This window comes from Evansella tamaricis, from assembly GCF_019042215.1.
Lineage (GTDB): Bacteria > Bacillota > Bacilli > Bacillales > Salisediminibacteriaceae > Evansella > Evansella tamaricis.
This window is the reverse complement of the sequence record NZ_JAHQCS010000178.1, coordinates 1-21,473: the sequence shown is the minus strand read 5'-3', so window position 1 is coordinate 21,473 and position 21,473 is coordinate 1. Positions and strand designations below refer to the sequence as shown.

28 protein-coding genes are annotated in these 21,473 nt (G+C 36.4%); 22 read left to right on the top strand and 6 right to left on the bottom strand.

Going from position 1 to position 21,473, the window contains the following annotated elements:
• Positions 1–12 precede the first annotated feature (12 nt).
• Positions 13–2,334, top strand: a complete 2,322-nt coding sequence (locus tag KS419_RS21985) for a phage tail protein (RefSeq protein ID WP_217068971.1) — start codon at positions 13–15, stop codon at positions 2,332–2,334.
• Positions 2,335–2,378: 44 nt separating this feature from the next.
• The gene (locus KS419_RS21980) at positions 2,379–3,146 is read left to right on the top strand and encodes a phage tail domain-containing protein (RefSeq protein WP_217068970.1); all 768 of its coding nucleotides are present in this window, start codon (positions 2,379–2,381) and stop codon (positions 3,144–3,146) included.
• A 16-nt stretch (positions 3,147–3,162) separates the two neighbouring features.
• Here KS419_RS21980 and KS419_RS21975 read toward each other — a convergent pair whose 3' ends face one another.
• The 5 genes from KS419_RS21975 to KS419_RS21955 all read right to left on the bottom strand — a co-directional run bounded on the left by KS419_RS21975 (position 3,163) and on the right by KS419_RS21955 (position 5,386).
• Positions 3,163–3,360: a hypothetical protein gene (locus KS419_RS21975; protein ID WP_217068968.1), complete on the bottom strand. Its 198-nt coding sequence runs from the start codon at positions 3,358–3,360 to the stop codon at positions 3,163–3,165.
• Positions 3,361–3,481: 121 nt separating this feature from the next.
• Positions 3,482–3,817 (bottom strand): YolD-like family protein, encoded by a 336-nt coding sequence (locus KS419_RS21970; RefSeq protein ID WP_217068966.1) that lies wholly within the window; start codon positions 3,815–3,817, stop codon positions 3,482–3,484.
• A gap of 65 nt (positions 3,818–3,882) precedes the next feature.
• Positions 3,883–4,473, bottom strand: coding sequence for a hypothetical protein (locus tag KS419_RS21965; protein ID WP_217068964.1), 591 nt, complete (start codon positions 4,471–4,473; stop codon positions 3,883–3,885).
• Between the two features lie 118 nt (positions 4,474–4,591).
• Positions 4,592–5,089, bottom strand: coding sequence for an endonuclease domain-containing protein (locus KS419_RS21960; RefSeq protein WP_217068962.1), 498 nt, complete (start codon positions 5,087–5,089; stop codon positions 4,592–4,594).
• Positions 5,090–5,185: 96 nt separating this feature from the next.
• Positions 5,186–5,386, bottom strand: a complete 201-nt coding sequence (locus KS419_RS21955) for a helix-turn-helix transcriptional regulator (protein ID WP_217068961.1) — start codon at positions 5,384–5,386, stop codon at positions 5,186–5,188.
• A gap of 165 nt (positions 5,387–5,551) precedes the next feature.
• Between KS419_RS21955 and KS419_RS21950 the strand changes: the two genes are divergently transcribed.
• The 9 genes from KS419_RS21950 (at position 5,552) to KS419_RS21910 (ending at position 10,571) form a co-directional block, all read left to right on the top strand.
• Positions 5,552–6,502, top strand: a complete 951-nt coding sequence (locus KS419_RS21950) for a ParM/StbA family protein (RefSeq protein WP_217068960.1) — start codon at positions 5,552–5,554, stop codon at positions 6,500–6,502.
• Positions 6,490–6,744 (top strand): hypothetical protein, encoded by a 255-nt coding sequence (locus KS419_RS21945; protein WP_217068959.1) that lies wholly within the window; start codon positions 6,490–6,492, stop codon positions 6,742–6,744. Before KS419_RS21950 ends, KS419_RS21945 begins: the two co-directional genes overlap by 13 nt.
• Before the next feature lie 242 nt (positions 6,745–6,986).
• Positions 6,987–7,178: a hypothetical protein gene (locus tag KS419_RS21940; protein ID WP_217068957.1), complete on the top strand. Its 192-nt coding sequence runs from the start codon at positions 6,987–6,989 to the stop codon at positions 7,176–7,178.
• On the top strand, positions 7,168–7,452 hold the full coding sequence (locus KS419_RS21935; protein ID WP_217068955.1) for a hypothetical protein: 285 nt from the start codon (positions 7,168–7,170) through the stop codon (positions 7,450–7,452). Before KS419_RS21940 ends, KS419_RS21935 begins: the two co-directional genes overlap by 11 nt.
• 10 nt (positions 7,453–7,462) lie before the next feature.
• Entirely contained in the window at positions 7,463–8,635 is a 1,173-nt protein-coding gene (locus tag KS419_RS21930; protein WP_217068953.1) for an FtsK/SpoIIIE domain-containing protein, read from the top strand.
• Positions 8,632–9,231, top strand: coding sequence for a replication-relaxation family protein (locus KS419_RS21925; RefSeq protein WP_217068951.1), 600 nt, complete (start codon positions 8,632–8,634; stop codon positions 9,229–9,231). The genes KS419_RS21930 and KS419_RS21925 overlap by 4 nt, the downstream gene beginning before the upstream one ends.
• Positions 9,232–9,683: 452 nt before the next feature.
• Positions 9,684–9,950 (top strand): hypothetical protein, encoded by a 267-nt coding sequence (locus tag KS419_RS21920; RefSeq protein WP_217068949.1) that lies wholly within the window; start codon positions 9,684–9,686, stop codon positions 9,948–9,950.
• Positions 9,943–10,206 carry a hypothetical protein gene (locus tag KS419_RS21915; RefSeq protein ID WP_217068947.1) on the top strand — a complete coding sequence of 88 codons (264 nt, stop codon included), beginning with the start codon at positions 9,943–9,945 and terminating at the stop codon, positions 10,204–10,206. Before KS419_RS21920 ends, KS419_RS21915 begins: the two co-directional genes overlap by 8 nt.
• Positions 10,203–10,571 carry a hypothetical protein gene (locus tag KS419_RS21910; RefSeq protein ID WP_217068945.1) on the top strand — a complete coding sequence of 123 codons (369 nt, stop codon included), beginning with the start codon at positions 10,203–10,205 and terminating at the stop codon, positions 10,569–10,571. Before KS419_RS21915 ends, KS419_RS21910 begins: the two co-directional genes overlap by 4 nt.
• A gap of 467 nt (positions 10,572–11,038) precedes the next feature.
• Here KS419_RS21910 and lexA read toward each other — a convergent pair whose 3' ends face one another.
• Complete coding sequence (gene lexA, locus KS419_RS21905) at positions 11,039–11,662, bottom strand: transcriptional repressor LexA (RefSeq protein ID WP_217068943.1); 624 nt, start codon at positions 11,660–11,662, stop codon at positions 11,039–11,041.
• A gap of 207 nt (positions 11,663–11,869) precedes the next feature.
• Here lexA and yneA point away from each other — a divergent pair, with 207 nt between their 5' ends.
• The 11 genes from yneA (at position 11,870) to copZ (ending at position 21,293) form a co-directional block, all read left to right on the top strand.
• Positions 11,870–12,193, top strand: coding sequence for a cell division suppressor protein YneA (gene yneA, locus KS419_RS21900; protein ID WP_217068941.1), 324 nt, complete (start codon positions 11,870–11,872; stop codon positions 12,191–12,193).
• The gene (locus KS419_RS21895; RefSeq protein ID WP_217068939.1) at positions 12,190–12,855 is read left to right on the top strand and encodes a YneB family resolvase-like protein; all 666 of its coding nucleotides are present in this window, start codon (positions 12,190–12,192) and stop codon (positions 12,853–12,855) included. The genes yneA and KS419_RS21895 overlap by 4 nt, the downstream gene beginning before the upstream one ends.
• Positions 12,856–12,915: 60 nt before the next feature.
• Positions 12,916–13,161 carry a DUF896 domain-containing protein gene (locus KS419_RS21890; RefSeq protein ID WP_217068937.1) on the top strand — a complete coding sequence of 82 codons (246 nt, stop codon included), beginning with the start codon at positions 12,916–12,918 and terminating at the stop codon, positions 13,159–13,161.
• Between the two features lie 161 nt (positions 13,162–13,322).
• Positions 13,323–15,317 (top strand): transketolase, encoded by a 1,995-nt coding sequence (gene tkt, locus KS419_RS21885; protein ID WP_217068935.1) that lies wholly within the window; start codon positions 13,323–13,325, stop codon positions 15,315–15,317.
• A gap of 156 nt (positions 15,318–15,473) precedes the next feature.
• On the top strand, positions 15,474–15,923 hold the full coding sequence (sirA, locus tag KS419_RS21880; protein WP_217068933.1) for a sporulation inhibitor of replication protein SirA: 450 nt from the start codon (positions 15,474–15,476) through the stop codon (positions 15,921–15,923).
• Positions 15,924–16,046: 123 nt separating this feature from the next.
• Complete coding sequence (locus KS419_RS21875; RefSeq protein ID WP_217068931.1) at positions 16,047–16,259, top strand: YneF family protein; 213 nt, start codon at positions 16,047–16,049, stop codon at positions 16,257–16,259.
• Between the two features lie 211 nt (positions 16,260–16,470).
• Positions 16,471–18,228 (top strand): ABC transporter transmembrane domain-containing protein, encoded by a 1,758-nt coding sequence (locus tag KS419_RS21870; protein ID WP_217068929.1) that lies wholly within the window; start codon positions 16,471–16,473, stop codon positions 18,226–18,228.
• Positions 18,225–20,033 carry an ABC transporter ATP-binding protein gene (locus KS419_RS21865; RefSeq protein ID WP_217068927.1) on the top strand — a complete coding sequence of 603 codons (1,809 nt, stop codon included), beginning with the start codon at positions 18,225–18,227 and terminating at the stop codon, positions 20,031–20,033. The genes KS419_RS21870 and KS419_RS21865 overlap by 4 nt, the downstream gene beginning before the upstream one ends.
• A 41-nt stretch (positions 20,034–20,074) precedes the next feature.
• Positions 20,075–20,512, top strand: coding sequence for an SRPBCC family protein (locus KS419_RS21860; protein WP_217068925.1), 438 nt, complete (start codon positions 20,075–20,077; stop codon positions 20,510–20,512).
• A gap of 149 nt (positions 20,513–20,661) precedes the next feature.
• On the top strand, positions 20,662–20,985 hold the full coding sequence (locus KS419_RS21855) for a metal-sensing transcriptional repressor (RefSeq protein ID WP_281419871.1): 324 nt from the start codon (positions 20,662–20,664) through the stop codon (positions 20,983–20,985).
• 92 nt (positions 20,986–21,077) lie between these two features.
• Positions 21,078–21,293, top strand: coding sequence for a copper chaperone CopZ (gene copZ, locus KS419_RS21850; protein ID WP_217068923.1), 216 nt, complete (start codon positions 21,078–21,080; stop codon positions 21,291–21,293).
• Positions 21,294–21,473: the final 180 nt, after the last annotated feature.

The following is a 21,473-nucleotide window of genomic DNA, read 5'->3' as shown; positions in this document are numbered from 1 at the left end:
GGCGGTGAGAACATGAGTAAACAATACAATGTTGTAACAAATTTAATCGCCAAAACAGACTCTTTTGTTAACGGTATGAAAGATGCATCTCAAAAGACAGAAAGTTTCAACAAAAACTTTTCAAAGAAGATGACTGATGTTGGTAAGAAAATGACTGACTTTGGGAAAAAGACAACAGCATTAGTCACTTTACCTCTTGTCGGCATTGGAGCAGGCCTTATCAAAGTTGCCAGTGATGCAGAAGAAATGAGAGGAAAATTTAGTGTAGTTTTTGATGGAATGGAACAAGAAATGCGTGACTTTGCAGCAGAAAGTGCAGATGCTTGGGGAAGATCACAGATAGATATTGAAGGTTATTTAAGTTCTACTCAAAATATGTTGGTGGGTATGGGCATGGCTAGAGATGAGGGGGCAGATTTATCTAAACAGATTGTTAGTTTGGGAGTTGACTTAGCTTCTTTTAACAACTTAGCTGAATCTGATGCCCTTAGAAACTTAGAATCTGCCATTAGCGGAAACCATACAGCAGCACAATCATTAGGTGCAGTGATCAATGAAAACACAATAGCAGTAGAGATGGAAAGAATGGGCTTGCAAGGTAAATTCCAGGATTTATCTGAAGCAGAAAAAATGCAAGTAAGATATAATACAATTCTTTCTCAATCAACAGATGCCGTAGGGGATGCTGAAAGAACCAGTGGTTCATTTGCTAACCAAATGCGGAGGTTAACAGGTCAAGTAAAAGATGTTTCAGCCGATTTTGGAGAGTTGTTACTTCCAATGGCTACGAAAGTTGTTGAGAAAGTCGGAGATTTAGTCACATGGTTTGGTAACTTAGATGGTTCAACAAAGAAGATAATTCTTATCATGGGAGGAGTAGCAGCTGTAATTCCTCCTATTATCATGGTTTTAGGTATGTTAGCAACGGCAATAGGGGCGATTGGTTTACCAGTAGCTTTAATTGTTGGTGCTATTGCTGGTTTCATTGCCATATTAACCAGTGCCTATGCTACAAATGAAGAGTTTAGAGACAGGGTAAATAATGCTTTTCAAAATGTAAAAGACTTTGTGTCCAATGCTATTCAATTTATACGTGATTTTTGGGATACACACGGTCAGGCCATTTTAGATAAGGGAATGGAAGTCTTTAATAAAATCCAAGAAGTAGTATTCACAGTAATGGATGCGGTTGTTAATTTTGTTCAAGAAAAATTGGAAGTTATTTTAGATTTTTGGAATGAACATGGAGAGCAGATTATGGAAGCTGTTCAAAATGTATTTGCATTTATTCAAGAGATTGTTGAATTTGTCATGCCAATAATTATATCTATAATTGAAACAGCTTGGAAATTAATAAAGAATGCTTTTGACTTTGCCTTAAATACAATCCTATCATTGGTTAAGTTTTTTGCTTCTGTATTTACTGGAGATTGGCAAGGAGCAATGGATGCTTTAAAATCAATTTGGGACGGTGCATTGAAATTTATAAAAGGTTTGGTGCAAATAGTTCTTAATTTTATTGGGGACTTTATCGGTAAGATAATCAACAAATACCAAGATTTATTTAGCGCTGGATTTGAGAAGGTACGACAAATAGTGTCGAATTTACTTGAACGTATTAAAAATGCCATTTTATCACCGATAGAAGCAGCACGTGATTCCGTTTCCAATTTACTTTCCAGAATAAGTGGTTTCTTTTCAGATTCCTTTGAGAAAATACAAAACCGAGCGGATAAATTCAAAAATGGATTTATTAAAGCGTGGGAAGGGATTCGAGATGGAGTCAAGAAACCAATAAATGGAATTATTGGATTTGCTAACTCGGTTTTAGGTGGATGGGAAAAAATGATCAATGGAATCGGTAATGCGATAGATAAAATCCCATCGTTTTCTACTCCCGACTGGATTCCTGGGATCGGTGGAAAAACATTCTCTGTTCCTTCATTGCCAAAAATAAGTTTGCCCAAAATACCAGCACTTGCCGAAGGTGGTATAGCTACAGATGCGGTACTAAGTTTAATTGGAGAAGGTTCAGAGCATGAAGCTATTATGCCTCTCTCGAAACTATTCGGTATGATGGATAGTTTTGCAGATACTGTATTTAATCGTTTAGTTGGAAGTATTGAAAATATGACCGATAACTTAATAAGATCATTAAGTGATACCCTATCAGAAAATGAATATTTACAACAGAATTCAAATCAGACAATACATTTTAATCCGAGGTTCCATTTTGAAGTTAAACATGACAAACTAGATCACAAAACACTAAAGGAAATTAGTAATTTTGTTTCTAGACAAACATTAGACTATATAAAACTCAGAGGTGGTTAAGAAGGGTGTTAATTCATCCTTCTTTTTTATGGGAGGTTATAATTTTGACAATTAGTAGTAGTCTATATTTCACCTATGCAGGGATAAATTCTTATGATATGGGATTAATCAATATATCTTCAAGTGCAGGTTTATATAATGATCCAATAATTGGTAGCCGGAATTTGATAGAGGATCAAGACATCGGAGGAAAACGGTACTTAAAAACGATTGACTATGAACCACTTGAATTTCCGATAGTTATGTATTTTAATGAAGTTTTTAATGACGAGAAAATTAGAGAAATATCAAGGTGGTTATTACAAGACAATTATCAACCACTAGTGTTTAGCAACAATCAAAACAGGTATTTACAGGCTGTACCGGTTGGCGATTTTGATTTAATACATAACGGATTAAAACAAGGGTATTTATCACTGTGGTTTCGTTGTGATACATTTCATGCATATACTCCTTTTGTTTCTTCTAGACTTTATGACTTATCAGAGAACACAGAAGAAGGAACAATGATTAACTTTCAAAATAATGGTGATTTAGAGACACAGCCAATCATCTATTTAGAAAAAGTTGGAGAAGGGGATGTTACTTTTGTAAATACTTCTGACGGTGGAAAGACAATGACAATAAGTAATGTAATAGATGGAGAAAAGATTACAATTGATAATACCATACATGACTTGAAGTGGAATTCAAATGTTAATTATTATAATGATTTTGACTTTAACTGGATGAACCTTGTTTATGGTGTAAACCGAATAAAAGTATTAGGTAATTGCAAATTTTATTATAAATGTCAATTCAAAATATACTAAAAAAGAAGGGTGAACGTTATGATTCATCCTTCTTTTTATAATGTAACTTGTAGTGGTTTATAATCATTGAATAAAGAATTTTTTCTACTTCTTCTAATGATAGGTTATTTTCTTTTTCGTCATCAGAAGGCGCTGTTGAAAAAACAAATTTATATGTCATTGATATCTCCTTTTTATCTTTTATTATTCCCCAAATTATTATAATAAAATCCACGAAAAAAGACTACCTCACCTCTAAAGTAGTCCTTTCCCTCTCCTTTCACTTTGATGTGAAAGAATTTTGTCGAATAGGTAAATTATAACATGGTAATTATGGGAATTAATCCAATAATGTGTCAAATAATTGAATTTATGCAATCAATTTGAATATACTCAATATCCTCGTTTTTATCCTTAACATGTAACCTCTTAGTAACGTGATCAATGTAATAAATACTACCAGTAAACTCCTCATAAAATCCATTCTTCCAGTACTTAAACGTTAACTCTGTGTTATTCTCCATTGCTTCACAGATAATGTATTCATATTCCTCTAATTTTTGCTCGTCTAATGTTGGTTTAGGTTGTTGTCGTTGCTTATAATCAAAATCTCTAAGCATTTTTACATGCTCTGGAAGCATCATTGCCGTCCATTTTATTACTCCACGGTCACGATTATTTTTTAAGTTCATGTATATCCCTCCTAAATATAGATTACGCAAATAAGAAGAGAAACACAAGAACGTTTGTTCTGTTTTTACTCACTTGTACTTATTGAAGTAAGTATTCCATCTGAAAAGTATAAATAATAACCACTCCCATATACCCATTGTTCACGTGTTCCAAAGTCGTAACTGCGTTTATTTATACTTTGAGGTTCTCCCCAATTAGAATTTAGAACTTGCTCCTGTGTCATGCCTATTCTAACTCCTGTTTCACCTGATACTAAGTTGTTTAACTTTTGAATCTGCAAACTTATAGTTTCATTGTCATATGTATATTTAACATCTCGCAGATTTTCTCTAATACGAGTTACGTCAATATTACCTTCCACCTCGGAAAGTGTTAAAGCTACTGCAATAAGTTCAATGTCGGCAGAAATCTCATCATCATGACTTGTTAATGTTACAAGTGCTCCTGTATAGTCTCTACTTCTAATTTGATGAATTGCATCCTTATGCCATTCATCAAACATATCATCTGTAATAAAGCTAGTAAAATGATCCTCATCAACTTCTTTAATTTGCTCATAGTCATCAGTATTTGTATCATTTTCAAGGTTAGTTGGTGATTCTGAACAACCCATTAGAATAAAGAGAAAAACACCAAATAACACTTTTATTATCATAAAACCCCTCCTCTAAACAAAAGTCCTGTATTATAAGTAAATTTTACCATTAAAATCAGAACTTTGGTTGATCGGACTGAATTTTTTATAATAAAAAAGCTACTACTTAGGTAGCTTCTTAAAATAGTACTTGTCTTTTCCTTAATTCTCCTTCAATCCTCTTTAAGCAATACCCCATTCTTCCATTAATCTGACTTCCAGTAAACCTTAATACTTTCCACCCATGTTTCCTTAGAAATGTATCCTTTTTACGGTCATGCGCTTTTTGTTTAGGGGTAGAATGAAATGCAGCACCATCACATTCAATTGCTAATTTTTGAACTGGAAATGCAATATCTATTCTAAACTTCCCACACGGAACCTGAGTGCGTGGATAGTATCCATTAATCCTCAATGCTTTTAGTAGCCTTATTTCAATTGGGCTTTCCGTTTTCTGAAATTCTAAATCAATTGATTCTACTGGTTCATACCTATCATCCCAGGTTTTAAGTTGTCTGTAACTTGAATAGATAGCGATTGGTACAGCTATGAATAAAACTAAAATGGAGATCCCTATATTAATCACCTCATTTTCATTCTTACCAATACTGAGAGTGATCAATACATAAAGAGACATCGGAGGTTATCCAATGTCTCTTTTGAAACTTATTCACATCCGATTGTTACAAGCTGTCTGCCCTACAGCAAATTAATTATACCACAAAAATTCACACTATTCATCAATTTCTTCACAAAGATCATCAATGCTAATGTTAAATACTTTTGCTAACTGATATGACTGTTCTAAATCCGGTTGCTTTTTATTCTTTTTCCATGAGATGAAGGTCGGTTCAGATACTCCCACTTTTGTATAAACAAACTTTCCAATTAAACCTCGTTCTTTCATCCAAAATTCAATTTTATTTTTAAACATCTTACTTCCCCCAAAAATTGCTATAAATACATATTCCACAAAGATAACTCCAATCCCTACAAAAAGTTATTTTAGATAAAACTTAAATTTATTTAAGAAAAACCTTTACTCGGTTTAAGGAATGTCATACAATGGATGACAGATAGTAAAGAGAGGAGGAATAACATGAACATTCCAGTTGATTTAGGTTTCGGATGGACTAAAGCAATGTATGGATCAAAGGTTTTTCGTCAGCCTTCTATTGTAGGAGAGACAAAACCTTTATTTCCAGAAAACAAAAGAAAGGGTGATCTAATATACGAAAATAAATACTTTGTTGGTGATTTAGCACTCAGACATAGTGATGTTAAATTTACATCAATCAAAGAGAATAAGGCTGATTCATGGATTACTGAAATTTTACTAAAAACTGCACTAGGTTATTTAGCGCCAATGGAAACAGTCAACGTAGTTACTGGTTTACCAATTGATTATTATTTTTCGCAAAAAGAGAGTTTTACAAACATGTTGGAAAGTTTTAATGATCATAAACCATTTCATTTAGATGTTCTGAAACAATCTGATTTTATGGCGTTTCCTAAGATAAATAAATACAAAATTATACCTCAACCATTAGGAGCAGCAATGGATTTCCTATTAGATGTTCATGGAGAATTAGTGAAAACAGAAGAAGCAAAGAAAACTATTTTAGTAATTGATATTGGATATTACACACTTGATTTATTAATCCTTGATGGCATGGAAATACACAAATTTAGTTGCAGTCCTCCTAACCTTGGTGTAGATACAGCATACAGACTACTTCAACAATACCTCAAAGAGAACTTAAACACAGCACCAGCAAGGCATGAATTAGACAGAGTTGTATTAAGTGGTGAGTTTCAAGATTATGACGTTAAGCCATTGATATTAAAGGCTTTTAGATCATTAGCAACTCAGATACAGAATGAGATTGAAAGTTTTAATATGAATTTTCATTTATCACTTATAACTGGTGGAGCAGCACACTTAATTTCCGACTTGATAGAAGTACACAACAAAGTAATTTTAGATGATCCTCAAATGGCTATTGTAAGAGGATATAGAAAGTTAGGTATTAGATCATGGGGAGAGTAAACTTCCGTCTGAGAGCAATTGACAGTGACATAGAGCAAGGTATTAAACAGGAAATGTTAAGTCATGGGTTGGATAAAAGTGATGCTGTGAGAAGCCTCGTAAGGCTCGGTATTATTGCTCGAAAAGGAAACAAACCACTCCAAATTAAAGATGAGGAACAGGGAAATATTGAACTTATTAAGAAAGATAAAAATGCAGATGAGTTAGTTACTGATCTTGATAATTTAATCAATTCCTTTTAATTCACACTTGTCTAAAACCAAGGTAATGTACAGTGTTTTTGTTTTGTATGGTTAACTTAGTTTTAGTTTGTCCATGGTTTGATAAGGTTGAATTTTTAAATCTGTTAAAAGGGGTAGGTGGGGTGAGAAAGGAATGGGGGTGCGGGGGCAAGGAAAGAGAGGGGAGGAAGGGGAAAATAGTAAGTTGTCAGAATAATGGGGCAGATGAATAATATTCTGAAAATTCAAAAGGAGGAATAGAGTTGATAACTTTGGGGACAGTCTTCATTGGAATTGCAACTGCATTGTTAGCTTATAATACTGGCTTGGAACATGGTAATAAGAGTGAGGTAAAAGAAAAAGGTCATGAATGCGAAATTATTCCAGTCACAATTGATGAGGCTATGAAAACCTTGGAAAATGATTTTTCAGAGGATTATAGTGGTGAAAACTAAAACAATTGATTTTAGAGAGTTTATAAGGAATGAAAGGATAGACATTGAGCTAAACGAATTAAAAACACTATCCTTACCTGTCTTTACTACTGGATATGTTGTTATCGGTATCACTTGTGTATTTGCTTTAGCAATTGCTATCTCAGAAAATATTGCAGTACGAAAAGGAAATGAAGACATTGCAGAGGGAATAGTTAATTTTATGAAATTGTTCATGCCATTAACTATAATTGCAGCTCTGATTGTTCTTTCCTTTTTTAATCCTTTGCTATAGGAGGGGAGCAATGTTTAAACAAAAGTTATTAGAGAGGAAGTTAAAAAGGCAATTAATCAGAGCGTTTAAAGCAGGTGGGGTTTATCGAGAGTATCAAAGTTATAAAGATAAGAAGAAAGTATATCCTAAGATACACTCAGCTAGAGTATTAAATGAGGGAAAAAAGGTTGAATATGTATTTACGTTATTGAATGGGCAAGATCCAAAAGAAGTCAAAAAAAAGGAGTACGCCTTTTATCAAGTGTTTGGGCGCACCCTAGAAATAAAAACCGATGGTATTAAAAAATATACGCTCACTGTTTACTCCAATGACTTAAAAGATAAAATTAATTGGAATTTCGATAAGTTTAAAGATGATATTACAGATCATGAAATTCCAATTGTAGCAGGGTTTAATAAAAATAATGAATTGGTAACATTTGATTTAATCGAAAATCCACATCTTCTAATTAGTGGAACTACCGGTAGTGGAAAAAGTACGCAATTAAGAAGTATCTTAATGACTTTAATTGCAGCAATGCCTCCAAATAATTTAGAGCTTTATTTAGCTGATATGAAAATGGCTGAGTTTGCTTTTTTTAGATATGTTAAGCACGTTAAACAATTATGCATGAATGCAAAAGAAGCAAAAGAAATGCTATTTGGTGTGATGGATGAATTAGATAGACGACAAGAATTAATTGTAAAAGAGGAAGTTACTCATGTTAAGGATTTAAAAGAAAATCCGGTGCCTTATATCGTTATTGCCATTGATGAATTTGCTTCACTACATGATAAAGATGCTATGGAATGTTTATTGGAAATAAGTAATAGAGGGAGAGCATTGGGGGTAATTTTGATACTTTCGATTCTTAGACCAGATTCTAAAACGTTAGATAGCCGATTAAAAAACAATCTCAATGCAACGATGGGATTTAAAACTCGAAACAGGACTAATGCAAATGTCATAGGCACACCAGGAGCAGAGGATTTAAAAGGAAACGGACATTTCTTACTTGATTCAATCACTGTTGAAGGAATACCAGAATTACAAGCACTGTTTTTAGATGAAAAGAAGTTGCAAAAGTTATTAAAGCATTACAAAGTGAAACCAGAAGAATGGAATATTGAAGTGAATGAGGATAATGAAGACGATGAACTAGACGGCCTTCAAGGTGGACTATTAGAGGATGATGACGAATGATTCACCGAGATAAACAGATTATTAAAGCTGTTGAAAAGTTTCGTTGTCTGGAGCGTTATCACATTGAGAGAATGTTCTTTAATCATTGTCAACGTCCACAGAACAACGCAAATATCAGTTTAAAGCGACTTAGAGACAGAGGATATTTAGTCAAAGCTCCAAGTAGAATGCCTTATGTCTATATACCAAAATCAAATACTTCTATTAAACGTAATAGCAATAAAATCGACCACTTTTTAGCCATAGCAGATACCTTCATCGACCTAGCACAACCTAAAACTTTTGATATAGAACCACGTTTCAATGCAGACGTAAGGCCTGATATTTGGGTTGTATTTCGTAATTCACCTTTCTACTTTGAAGTACAAAGAACAGTATACAGTCAAAAAGTAATGCAAAAGAAAATTGATCTATATGAGGAGTTTTATAAAAGTGGTGAATGGCAGTCTTTTAAATGGCAGCCGAAAAATAAAAAAGTATTTCCTTATGTGATACTGCTTAGTGACTGTAAGTACGACTTAAAAACAAAAAATGTTAAGGTGTTTCAGTTTAAAAGTGTACATGACATTTTAATTACTTTACAGACTGCTAAATAGGCGGTCTTTTTCTTTTGTCGTCAGTTTGGTGACAATTGAAAATTTCAAACAGCTTCACAATGGATACTTGAAAATATTTAGAATGAATAAAACAGTAAAAATAATACAAAATAATGTTTGACATGTTACAAGTTTGCATGTTAACATGTAATTAAGCAATTAAGAGGAGGTGGAGACAATAAAATCAATCACCATTAGATTGTCTGAAGAACTTCATAGACAAATCAAAATTAAAACTGTCACAGAAGACACGACAATTCAAGATTATTTAATTAATTTGATTCAAAATGACTTAGGTATCAATGAGGAACAAAAATAAAAGGAATCAGCCATCCCGCCAAGAGACACTGATTCCTGAACACAAACCCTTTTATGGAGGTCTGTAGTTACATAATAACAGACTAGCCTCAATTCCTCCATAAAAGGTAAACAAAAACTAGGAGGAATTTAAAATGAATAAAGTTGAAAAGGTTACTGCTGTTGAAACTGGCAAATTAGAAGGTCATGTAAAGTTAGAATTAACTGTATCACTTGAATCTAAATCACTATTAGACATTTTTTTGCAAGCAGATAGCGTTCACAATGCACTGCCTAATGATGAAATTCAAGTCTTAGTTAAACGTAACGGTAAAGTTAAGCCACTATATATCCATGATGTTACTGCTAATGTGGAGCGTGTTTATGACAATGATTCTGATGAGTGTATATACAATGGCTGATATTAAACTCAAATTGTCACATGATGAGTTGAGAGAAATAATACACGCTATAGATAGCAGAGTTGATCAACTTTCCAATCGACTAGAAAGTTTTCTGAATCTTGATGATAATGAAAAAGATAATAAACGTGTTAAAGATACCATTGAGCGCTTAAGAAATACAATTACATTATCTAATGATTTTCTTTTGGATTATAAAAGCAGGGTAGAGTATATAAGTTCAGATGATGTTTACGAGGAAGGGGATACACTGTGAGAAAAGAAAACCTCCAGTTGACTGATTTGTTGCAAAATCTTAGTAACGCATTGAGTGACCGTGAAGGTCGGAATAAAATCCATGCAGATACAGATGAGTATGTAAATGGTGTTAGAAAGGTAGTGCCGGAGATTGAGAAGGCTTTGGATAAGGTTAAATCATATTTGAACTACAATGATAAAAAGTCTGTTCCTACAATTTTAAAAAGGGTAATTGAACAATCTTATATTGAAGAGATAATTAATAGTACAGATAACTATGATCAATTGGAACAAGGTATCCAGTGGATTGAAGCAAATACGGATATTGATACTGGCGATATGCGAGAGCAGTTTGAACATACAAAAAGCGTGTGGAAGGATTAACGGGGGATATTTTCCCTCGTTTTTATTTTTATTTTGACAAATTTATAGTAATGGTTTACAGTATTAATAACCACAACAAAGTTAGTGATATCAACGGTTTATAGCTATTCAATTTGCCCACAAAAACACCCACAATTTGCCCACAAAGTCATGAAAAATTATTAAATGGAATGAAAAACAATTTTATGAATATGCTGATATAATGGGGTTTTTATACTCTTATTATATATATTTTACCTATGAATTATGTTCCGTACGCAAGTACACCCTTGGGAGAGAGAACAGTACATGACGGTTTATTAATAAGAAAGAACGCTAGAGGCCTAAGGCTTCTGGCGTTTTTTTATTTCGAAAACAAAGCTACTGTTCTTAAACTACGGAATAGGTAATAGGATAGATGAGAATAGTATGAAAAAAAGCTTGCCACAACAAGGGAGCCCTTGTGTTTAGCAAGCTTAAATCTTTTATTAATGTAATGTACGGAAAACGCCTATAACTTTTCCTAAGATAGAAACGTTTTCTAAAATAATTGGCTCCAGTGTAGAATTTTCTGGCTGAAGACGTATATGATCTTTCTCTTTAAAGAATCGTTTTACTGTCGCTTCATCTTCCTCTGTCATGGCAACAACGATATCTCCGTTTGATGCGCTCTGCTGTTGGCGGACGACCACATAATCCCCATCAAAAATCCCAGCTTCAATCATGGAATCACCGGAAATCTCCAAAACAAAGGAATTTTCATCATGGACTAAGGATGCAGGAAGGGGAATGTATTCCTCAATATTTTCAATTGCGGTAATGGGCTCCCCGGCAGTAACTTTACCGATAATTGGGACATAGACAGATGGGCTCTCCGGGAAACGGGAAGCGTCCCGGTCTGCTCCCATCACTTCAATGGCACGGGGTTTTGTGGGATCTCTTCGTATGTATCCTTTTTTCTCCAATCGGGATAGATGTCCATGAACTGTGGAACTGGACGCTAGTCCAACCGCTTCCCCAATTTCCCGTACGGAAGGGGGATAGCCCCTTTTATTTACTTCTTCCTTTATGAATTCTAGTATATCCTGTTGCCGTTTTGATAGCTTTGTCATATTGTACACCTCTTTTATGTTGTCATTAAGATCCAATCAACCGTATCCTATTAAAAAATAATTTCATAATTTATCCATCATTACGTTAGTTTCAGTATAACATGGTTATAAAAATGGTGCAAACATTCGTTCTATTTATCCCTTGACAGGAACAAACGTTCTTTATATAATAAATGAGAACATACATTCTTGTAGAGGTGATGAATCATGAAATATATGAATAAATTAAAAAAAGGTCTGGATTTTTCTGTTATTATTCTTTTTGTATCAGCAGCATTATTTGCCTGGACAACCATAACATCATCGGATAAAGAACCTTCGTATTTAAACGAATACATTTCCAGTGAGTGGGTCGTAACGGAAGGGGAATCTCTCTGGACGATTGCGGCAAACAATTACGAGAACACAAATCTTTCCATTGAGCAGACGATCGTATGGATGAAGTCAAAAAATAATCTGGAAAACGAATCGATCTTTCCAGGACAAACGTTGGAAGTACCGGCACAGTTAACGGTATATGTTTCCGAATGAAAGGTATTATTTACGTCCGTGTCAGTACAATAAAAGAGTCACAAACATCTTCGTTGGAAAGGCAAAAGAGAGAGCTTCTCCACTTAGCAGTAAAGCAAGGAATAGCAATTATTAAAGTAATCGAGGAAAAAGCGAGCGGTTATGATGTGGATCGGGAAGGAATTTTAGACATGTTATCCCTTTTTAAAGAAGGGAATGCCAACATCCTTTTAATACAGGATGATACTAGGCTTGGCAGAGGGAATGCAAAGATGGCAATTCTCCACCAGCTACTTAAATGGAAGATTAAAGTTCTGACCATTGAAGATCAAGGGGAGTTATCGTTATCAGAAACAGATACAATGGTGTTGGATATCGTCTCCATAGTGGAAGAATACCAGAGAAAATTACATAATGTGAAAATAAAGCGGGGAATGAAGAAAGCTGTTGCAGAAGGATACCGTCCGGAAAAGAATCTCAATTGGAAAAATAATGCCGTCGGGAGGAAGCGAAAGGAAGTTCCCGTAAAGGAAATTATTCGGCTTAAGGATACAGGTTTAACCTTTCATGAAGTGGCTGCCACATTAAGGGGATTTGGTTATGACCTCTCTAAAGCGACTGCCCACCGGAGATATCAGGAATTTTTTCAGGAGAACAATACAGATTCGAATCGTGACATTTGAAAACATCCATGTTGTTTTGTAAAATGAAACTACAATATTATATGGAGGTTTTATAATCGAATGCTTGGAAAAGAAAAGCTGCAACGGATAAATGAATTGGCGAAAAAATCGAAATCAGAAGGACTAAGTTTAAAGGAACAGCAGGAACAAAAAAATCTTAGGACTGAATATATTAAAAATGTACGGAAGTCATTTAGTAATCAGTTAAAATCTGTGAAGATCGTCGATGAGGAAGGAAATGACGTTACTCCTGAGAAACTAAAACAGGAGAAGAAAAAAGATAACAACAATGGATGGATTCATTGAAAATGTAGAAGACTATCAAAGGATAGTTCTTCTTTTTTATCATTATGCTCAAATTTCTTGTGATAGGGTAAACATTTAAGACCCTGGAAATGCAACATTTGTTTTGCAATAGTAGAAAGTTTATCATGAAAACAAGATCACGAAGAAAGGATGATTGTCACATGAAAACAATTGAAGCGTTATCGATTAATACGATACGAACTTTATCAATTGACAGTATTGAAAAGGCACAATCTGGTCACCCAGGGATGCCAATGGGTTCTGCACCAATGGCATATACACTCTTTGCAAATTATATGAATCATAACCCGAAAAACCCCAAGTGGTTTAACCGAGACCGATTTGTTTTATCTGCAGGACATGGTTCGATGCTATTATATAGTTTACTACACTTACACGGTTATGATGTGTCTATGAACGACCTAAAAAACTTCCGTCAATGGGGAAGCAAAACTCCAGGTCATCCAGAATATGGTCATACCCCAGGGGTGGAGGCAACGACAGGCCCCCTTGGTCAAGGGTTGGCTATGGCAACAGGGATGGCGATGGCCGAGCGACATTTAGCCGCCACATATAATAAAGATAACTTTAACCTGATTGACCACTTTACATACAGTATTTGTGGTGATGGAGATTTAATGGAAGGGATATCCTCGGAATCCGCTTCCTTAGCAGGACATCTAAAGTTAGGACGTCTCATTGTATTGTATGATTCCAATGACATTTCCTTGGACGGGGACTTACATCATTCATTTTCAGAGAATGTGGAAGACCGTTATAAAGCCTATGGATGGCAAGTGATTCGTGTAAATGACGGAAATGATATTGAAGAAATTTCAAAGGCGATCGAAGGAGCAAAGGCTGATGATAGACCTACTTTAATCGAAGTGAAAACAACGATCGGATACGGTTCCCCGAATAAAAGTGGTAAATCCGCTTCCCATGGAGCCCCATTAGGGGAAGAAGAAGCGAAGCTCACAAAAGAGGCATATAAATGGACATTTGAAGAAGATTTTCACGTCCCAAACGAAGTGGCTGAGCATTATGAAAAGTTAGCAGAAGAAGGGGCAGCAAAGGAAAAAGCATGGAATGATTTGTTCGATCAATACAAAAAAGAATATCCTGACTTGGCAACACAACTGACAACAGCAATCCATGGAGATTTACCAGAAGGCTGGGATAAAGATGTTCCCGTGTATGAAGTGGGAGATAAAAAAGCGAGCCGAGAATCTGGTGGGGAAGCACTAAATGCCCTTGCAAAAAATATCCCTGCCCTTTTTGGGGGATCAGCAGACCTTGCATCTTCTAATAAAACGATGCTAAAAGGGGAGTCTGATTTCTCTAGGGATAACTATGCGGGAAGAAATATTTGGTTTGGTGTACGGGAATTTGCAATGGCAGCGGCAGCTAATGGGATTGCACTCCATGGGGGATTAAAACCGTTTAATGCAACTTTCTTTGTATTTTCCGACTACTTAAGACCAGCTGTTCGTCTTTCAGCCTTGATGCAAATTCCAGTTACGTTTGTTTTTACCCACGATAGTATTGCTGTTGGGGAAGATGGACCAACTCATGAACCTGTGGAACAACTTCCTGCTTTAAGGGCAATGCCAGGTTTATCATTAATTCGTCCTGGAGACGGGAATGAAACGGTGGCAGCGTGGAAATTGGCTGTGGAAAGTACAGATCAGCCTACGGCACTTGTTCTAACTCGCCAAGGGCTTCCAACAATAGAAGGTACGAAAGACAGTGCTTATGAAGGAGTCAAAAAAGGTGCTTATGTGATTTCAGAGGCTAATGGGGAAGCGGCAGGATTACTACTTGCATCAGGTTCTGAAGTTGGTTTAGCAGTAGAAGCCCAGCAGGCCCTTGAGAAAGAAGGGATATTCGTGAATGTGGTGAGTATGCCGAGCTGGGACCGATTTGAAAAACAAAGTCGAGAATATAAAAACTCCGTGATCCCACCACATCTAAAGGCTCGCCTTGGAATTGAAATGGCAACTCCATTAGGGTGGGATAAATATACTGGTGACTTTGGATCCGTTTTAGCTATTGATGGATTTGGAGCCTCAGCACCAGGGGATAAGATTATAAAAGAATATGGATTTACTGTTGAAAACGTGGTTACCCAATTTAAACATTTACTGGAAAAATAATGAAAAACAGTGTCTGATTCCAATATCAGGCACTGTTTTTCATTTGTGATAGTGGCTTTCGACAAAAGAAGTCAATCTTCCCTCCGTAGTGTGACAATTATTATTAGTCTTGTCCATTATAATAACGAAATAGGAATCCCTTGGGGGGGTGAGTTGATGAGAGAATATGAAATTTATATTATTCGTGAAGAGATTGCAAATGCATATTTTGGATTGGAGACAAAGTTGTTCCGTTTGTTTCAGGAAAATCGGTCAGCAAAGGGTAATCTCAAAGAAGTGACCGATCGTCAAATAGACTTTATTATTAAGAGTATTAATAAAGAAAGACTTCACGTTTATTTACAGAATGAATTAAAGAACAAGTATGGCTATTCAGTTGTGGACTTTAAACATTATATAATTATGGATGAAGAGAATAGTCAGGCAGGCCTTTATATACATGATGACTATATTACTCTCTATTCAGAAGGGAGTTATGATGCGGAAGCTTGTTTTTTTGAAGTTCTTCGACAGTACCACTCCTTCTTCCTGGCGATGGAATACTCACAGAATCGTTACGGGTGGCTAAAACCAATTAAATCTTTAGATATCGTTCAACAATCCTAGACGATTTTTAACATTTTTTATCAAGTTCTCTTTTCTTACACATGCCAATACGTTATAATAAATAAGGTTCCTATTAGAAATAGATAAAGTTGGATACAACAACGAGAAGGAGGGTCACCGAAAATGTGGGTAAATATTTTAGTCGGTGTCATCGCTCTGTTGGCAGGAGTTGCACTAGGTTTCTTCATCGCCCGACAGTATATGATGAGTTATATGAAAAAGAATCCGCCAATTAATGAAAAAATGCTTCGTGTCATGATGATGCAAATGGGAATGAATCCGTCCCAAAAGAAGATAAATCAAATGATGAAAGCAATGCAAAATAATATGAAATAATTAGAAACACTCCGGTTTGGAGTGTTTTTCTATCGTGGAAAAGTTTATGATTGCATGGAGGATTAAAAACTAAGTTAGATTAGAAGATTTTTAACTGATACACTTAACAATTCATTAGTTGAATTGTTTTTCTTTTCGGTCATTTCCATATCTGATATGATGGTAATGGTCTTTTGTAAAATACATATACGTAAGGTTGAGGTGCAGCAGGATGCGAGTTTTTATTGATTTATTGTGGTACTTTAAAGAGGAAAAATGGAAATACGGCGGTGGTATAGTAGTGCTTGCCCTCGTGTCTTTTTTATCTCTCCTACCTCCATATGTTATCGGGGTTATTGTTGACCATATTGATAGGAATACGTTAACACGAACGGTTTTAGTACAGTGGATGGGGGTTTTATTTGCGTTAGCAATTATCGTATATATTCTCAGATATGTCTGGAGAATTTTAATCTTTGGTTCTGCGATTCGTTTAGCGCGAATTCTAAGAAATAAGTTATATGATCATTTTTCCAGAATGTCCGCTTCCTTTTTCCAAAAGCGTCGAACGGGGGATTTAATGGCCCATGCTACCAATGATATAAGGGCTATCGAGCAAACTGCCGGAGCAGGTGTGTTGACATTAGTAGACTCCTTAACCATGGGTGGATTTGTAATTGTAACGATGGCCGTTACAATTAGCTGGGAACTCACACTAATTGCATTAATTCCAATGCCATTTATGGCTTATGCCACCAGTAAATACGGTTCCATGCTGCATAAACGTTTTTCCAAAGCACAAGCTGCCTTTTCTTCTTTAAATGATAAAGTACAGGAAAGTATGTCTGGAATTCGGGTGACAAAGACGTTTGGTTATGAAGAGAAGGAAGTGTCCAGCTTTAAGAAAGAATCGGATGATGTGGTGGAAAAAAACATTCATGTGGCAAAAGTAGATGCCTTATTTGACCCCACAATCCAAATTATCGTCGGTATGTCTTTCTTTTTATCTATCGCATTTGGAGCAAGATATGTAGTGTTGGAAGAATTAACTATCGGGCAACTTACTGCCTTTACGGTTTATTTAGGTCTGTTAATATGGCCGATGCTCGCGTTCGGTTGGCTATTCAACATTGTCGAAAGGGGACGGGCCTCCTATGACCGTGTGTCTGCTCTACTTCGTGTAAAACAGGACATCGTTGATAAACCAGGAGCGAAAGAAACTCCCCCTCAAGGGGATATTGAATTTAATATCCATAGCTTTTCTTATACGTCCGGTGATTCTCCGGTTCTAAAGGACATTTCCTTCCGACTGAAACGGGGACAAACATTGGGAATCGCAGGTCGAACCGGGAGCGGAAAGACCACGCTTACGAAGACATTAATGAGGGACTTTGAAGTGGAAGATGGGATAATCTTGTTAGATCAGGTTGCCCATGATAACTATACATTAGATGCTTTACGCTCATCTATTGGTTATGTTCCACAAGATCATTTCTTATTTTCAGCCACTATCGCTGATAATATTGCGTTTGCAAATCCAAAAGCCAGTTATCAGGAGATTATCGCGGCAGCCAAATTAGCATCGATTCATGAGGACATTGTCCGATTTGATGAAGGATATGAAACGATCGTAGGGGAGCGGGGCGTAACACTCTCTGGTGGACAAAAACAACGGATTTCCATTGCACGTGCCCTTTTGGCTGATCCGGAAATACTCATTTTAGATGATTCCCTGTCAGCAGTGGATGCAAAGACAGAGGAACATATCCTCCAATCGTTGAGGGAAATCCGCAAGGGGAAAACCACGTTGATCACCGCACACCGGTTGAGTGCCATAAAGCATTCTGATTTGATTCTTGTTCTCGAGCAAGGTCAGATTATCGAACAGGGCGATCATGGGGAATTAATGGAACAAAATGGATGGTACCGAAAAATGTATGAGCATCAACAGTTAGAGTCACTTGTGGAAAAAGGGGGTAAATCTTCATGATTGAACGTCATAAACACTTATTAGTCCCATTACCGCAAGGAGCCGTATTTAAACGACTCATGAAATACGCGACACCACACTGGAAATGGCTTATTATAGCATTCTTATTATTGGTAGGGGGAACTGGAGCACAAATCCTTGGTCCAATTTTAATTAAAATTTTCATTGATGATTACTTGACGCCAAGAATCTTTGATTTTCAACCATTACTCTGGTTAGGAGCAGGTTATTTAGCTCTCTATCTATCATCTGCAATAATGAATTTCTCGCAATCCTTATTATTTCAAAAAATAGCATTACGTATCATTCAGCAGCTTCGAATTGATGTTTTCGCTAAAGTGGAAAAATTAGGTTTGTCCTTCTTTGACCAGTTCCCTACTGGGGGATTAGTTTCAAGGATTACAAATGACACAGAACAAGTGAAAGAATTATATGTCAGTGTCATGGCAGTTTTTGTTCAAAATATTGTTTTTCTTATTGGTGTATTTGTTGCCATGTTTTTCTTAAATGTTCAGTTAGCCCTGTTCTGTCTTGTGTTATTGCCGATAATTATTACGATCATGCAGTTGTATCGTAAATTCAGTTCAAAGTATTACTCCGAAATGAGTGAAAAACTCAGTCAGTTAAATGCTCGACTGAATGAATCCATTCAAGGAATGACCATTATTCAAGTGTTTCGGCAAGAACGGAGAATGAACCAGGATTTCAAGAAGACAAATAAAGAACACTTTAATGCCCATTTTAAAAGTATTAAATTAGATGGTTTATTATTACGTCCTGCCGTTGACTTTATTTCTATTTTAGCTCTTATTCTTGTTTTAAGTTTTTTTGGAATCACGTCTTTTAATAGTCCGGTTGAAATTGGAGTGTTATACGCTTTTATTAACTATTTAGATCGTTTTTTTGAACCGGTGAACCAGATGATGCAGCGTTTATCTATTTTTCAGCAGGCGATGATTTCAGCGGGGCGTGTGTTCCGCCTAATGGACCACGATGAACTTGCTCCGGTGAAACAGGGGAACCTTTCTCCATCCATCGAAAAGGGAATGATCGAGTTTAAAAACGTAACATTCTCCTACGATGGAAAACAGAATGTCTTAAAGGATATAAGTTTTCAAGTCAAAGAAGGGGAAACACTCGCCCTCGTTGGTCATACGGGAAGTGGGAAGAGTTCCATCATCAATTTGCTCATGCGTTTTTATTCCATAAAACATGGTGAGATATTAGTCGATGGTGTACCCATTGAAGCTTATGAAGAGGAAGAACTCCGTTCCAAATTAGGCCTCGTGCTGCAAGATCCATTTTTATTTGTAGGTGATATTGAACATAATATCCGTCTGTATGATGAATCTATTTCAGATGGAGATGTGAAGGCAGCCGCAGAGTTTGTCCATGCCGTTCCATTCATCGAGAAACTTCCGGAGGGGTATCACACACCAGTAGGGGAGAGGGGAACCACGTTTTCCAGTGGTCAGAGGCAGTTGTTATCGTTTGCTAGAACCATGGCTAAGAAACCGAAGATTCTTGTTCTGGATGAAGCGACAGCAAATGTGGATACAGAAACCGAAACGGAGATTCAAAAGGCATTAGAAAAAATGAGGCGTGGCAGAACAACGATTGCCATTGCTCACCGGTTATCCACGATAAAAGATGCGGATCAAATACTGGTCTTACACCAAGGGGAGATTGTGGAGCAAGGAACACACCAACAACTTCTTGATCAGGAAGGTTTGTATCATAAGATGTATTTATTGCAGCAAGGTGCTGAAAAATTAGTGGAATTAGCGGTGGAAACTTTAGAATAACTGTAATTCAGGGAATATTCGGAGTGAAAGGAGTGGGTGTGATGGCAGATTTTATAGAAGAACGGGTGATGGATAAGCCCGTGGAAACGGTATATAACTTCCTGGCAGATCCGGTCAATCGGCAATATATCTATTCGATTGTTAGTGACGTAGAAAAGTTGACCGGTGGGGACATTGCAGTGGGGAGTAGATTTCGGGAAATGAGGCAATTCTCTAACCGTAAAGTAGGTTCTGAAATAGAAATTATCGCCCTAGAACCGTCTCGCCTTGTTACGTTAAAAAGTGAGGCAAATGGAATGAATGTGATTTATCGCTATACAATTGAAAAAGCAATAGATGGAACGAAAGTCAAATGCGAAGCCACAGTGGAGGCAACGAAACTGAGGACGAAATTAATGCGTCCAGCACTTGTAAAGATGGTTAAAAAGGAAGATACAGATCACCTATTATATGTTCAAAAGGAACTGGATAAGCAATAATAGAATAGAAAGAGGTTTTGGGGGATCAATTTATGTATAATTGCCATGGAATTTGCTGATTGTATAAGTGCTCATGGTTGACGCGGGATACTCCTCAGGGGTATGTTATAATAGAGGGAATTGAGACAGATTGAGGTGAGTGTATGGACATGGATCAAAAATTAACTATTCCCCTTACTTCAGAAAAGAAACCTGCAGCGATGAGGTTTGAAGAGGAAAAGAAAGAACTAATACATCGTTTAAAGCGTGTCGAAGGACAAGTTCGGGGCATACAACGGATGGTGGAAGAGGATCGCTATTGTGTTGATATACTGGTCCAGTTATCGGCAATTAATGCCGCCCTAAAAAAAGTAGGCTACAATTTGCTGGAGGACCATACCCGTGGCTGCGTTTCCCACGCCGTTTCAAATGGTGATGGTGATGAAGCCATAAACGAATTAATGAAAGTGATTCAACAATTTTCCAAATCATAAGTTTTCTAACTGTAGGTCATGTAAGTGTCCAATTTCCACCAAAATAGACAGGAATAAATGTAGGATATATTATTTAAGAAGGAGTGTACGAGATGAAAAAAGAGATTATTCGTGTGGACGGTATGACTTGTAATCACTGTAAGTCAGCAGTGGAAGGCACGTTGAAAAAAGTTACTGGAGTTTCTGCCGCTGAGGTTAGTTTAGACGATAAAAAAGTAACCGTAGAATTTGACGAAAGTGCCGTTACGTTAGAGAAATTGAAGGATGAAATTGAAGAACAAGGTTATGACGTTGTTTCAAACGGATAAAAGGTTAAGGCGCTGAGCTTTAGTTCAGCGCTTTTCTTTTCGAAAGGTAAGAAAGTATAAATTTTTGCACCTTCGGGCATTGTTCAGCTCCAGCGCCTACGGGCTCGGATCACTTCATGACTTTTCGGAAGCCAAAAAGCGGCTTCTGTCAAAGTCCTTCCAGTGACTTTCGCCCGTGAC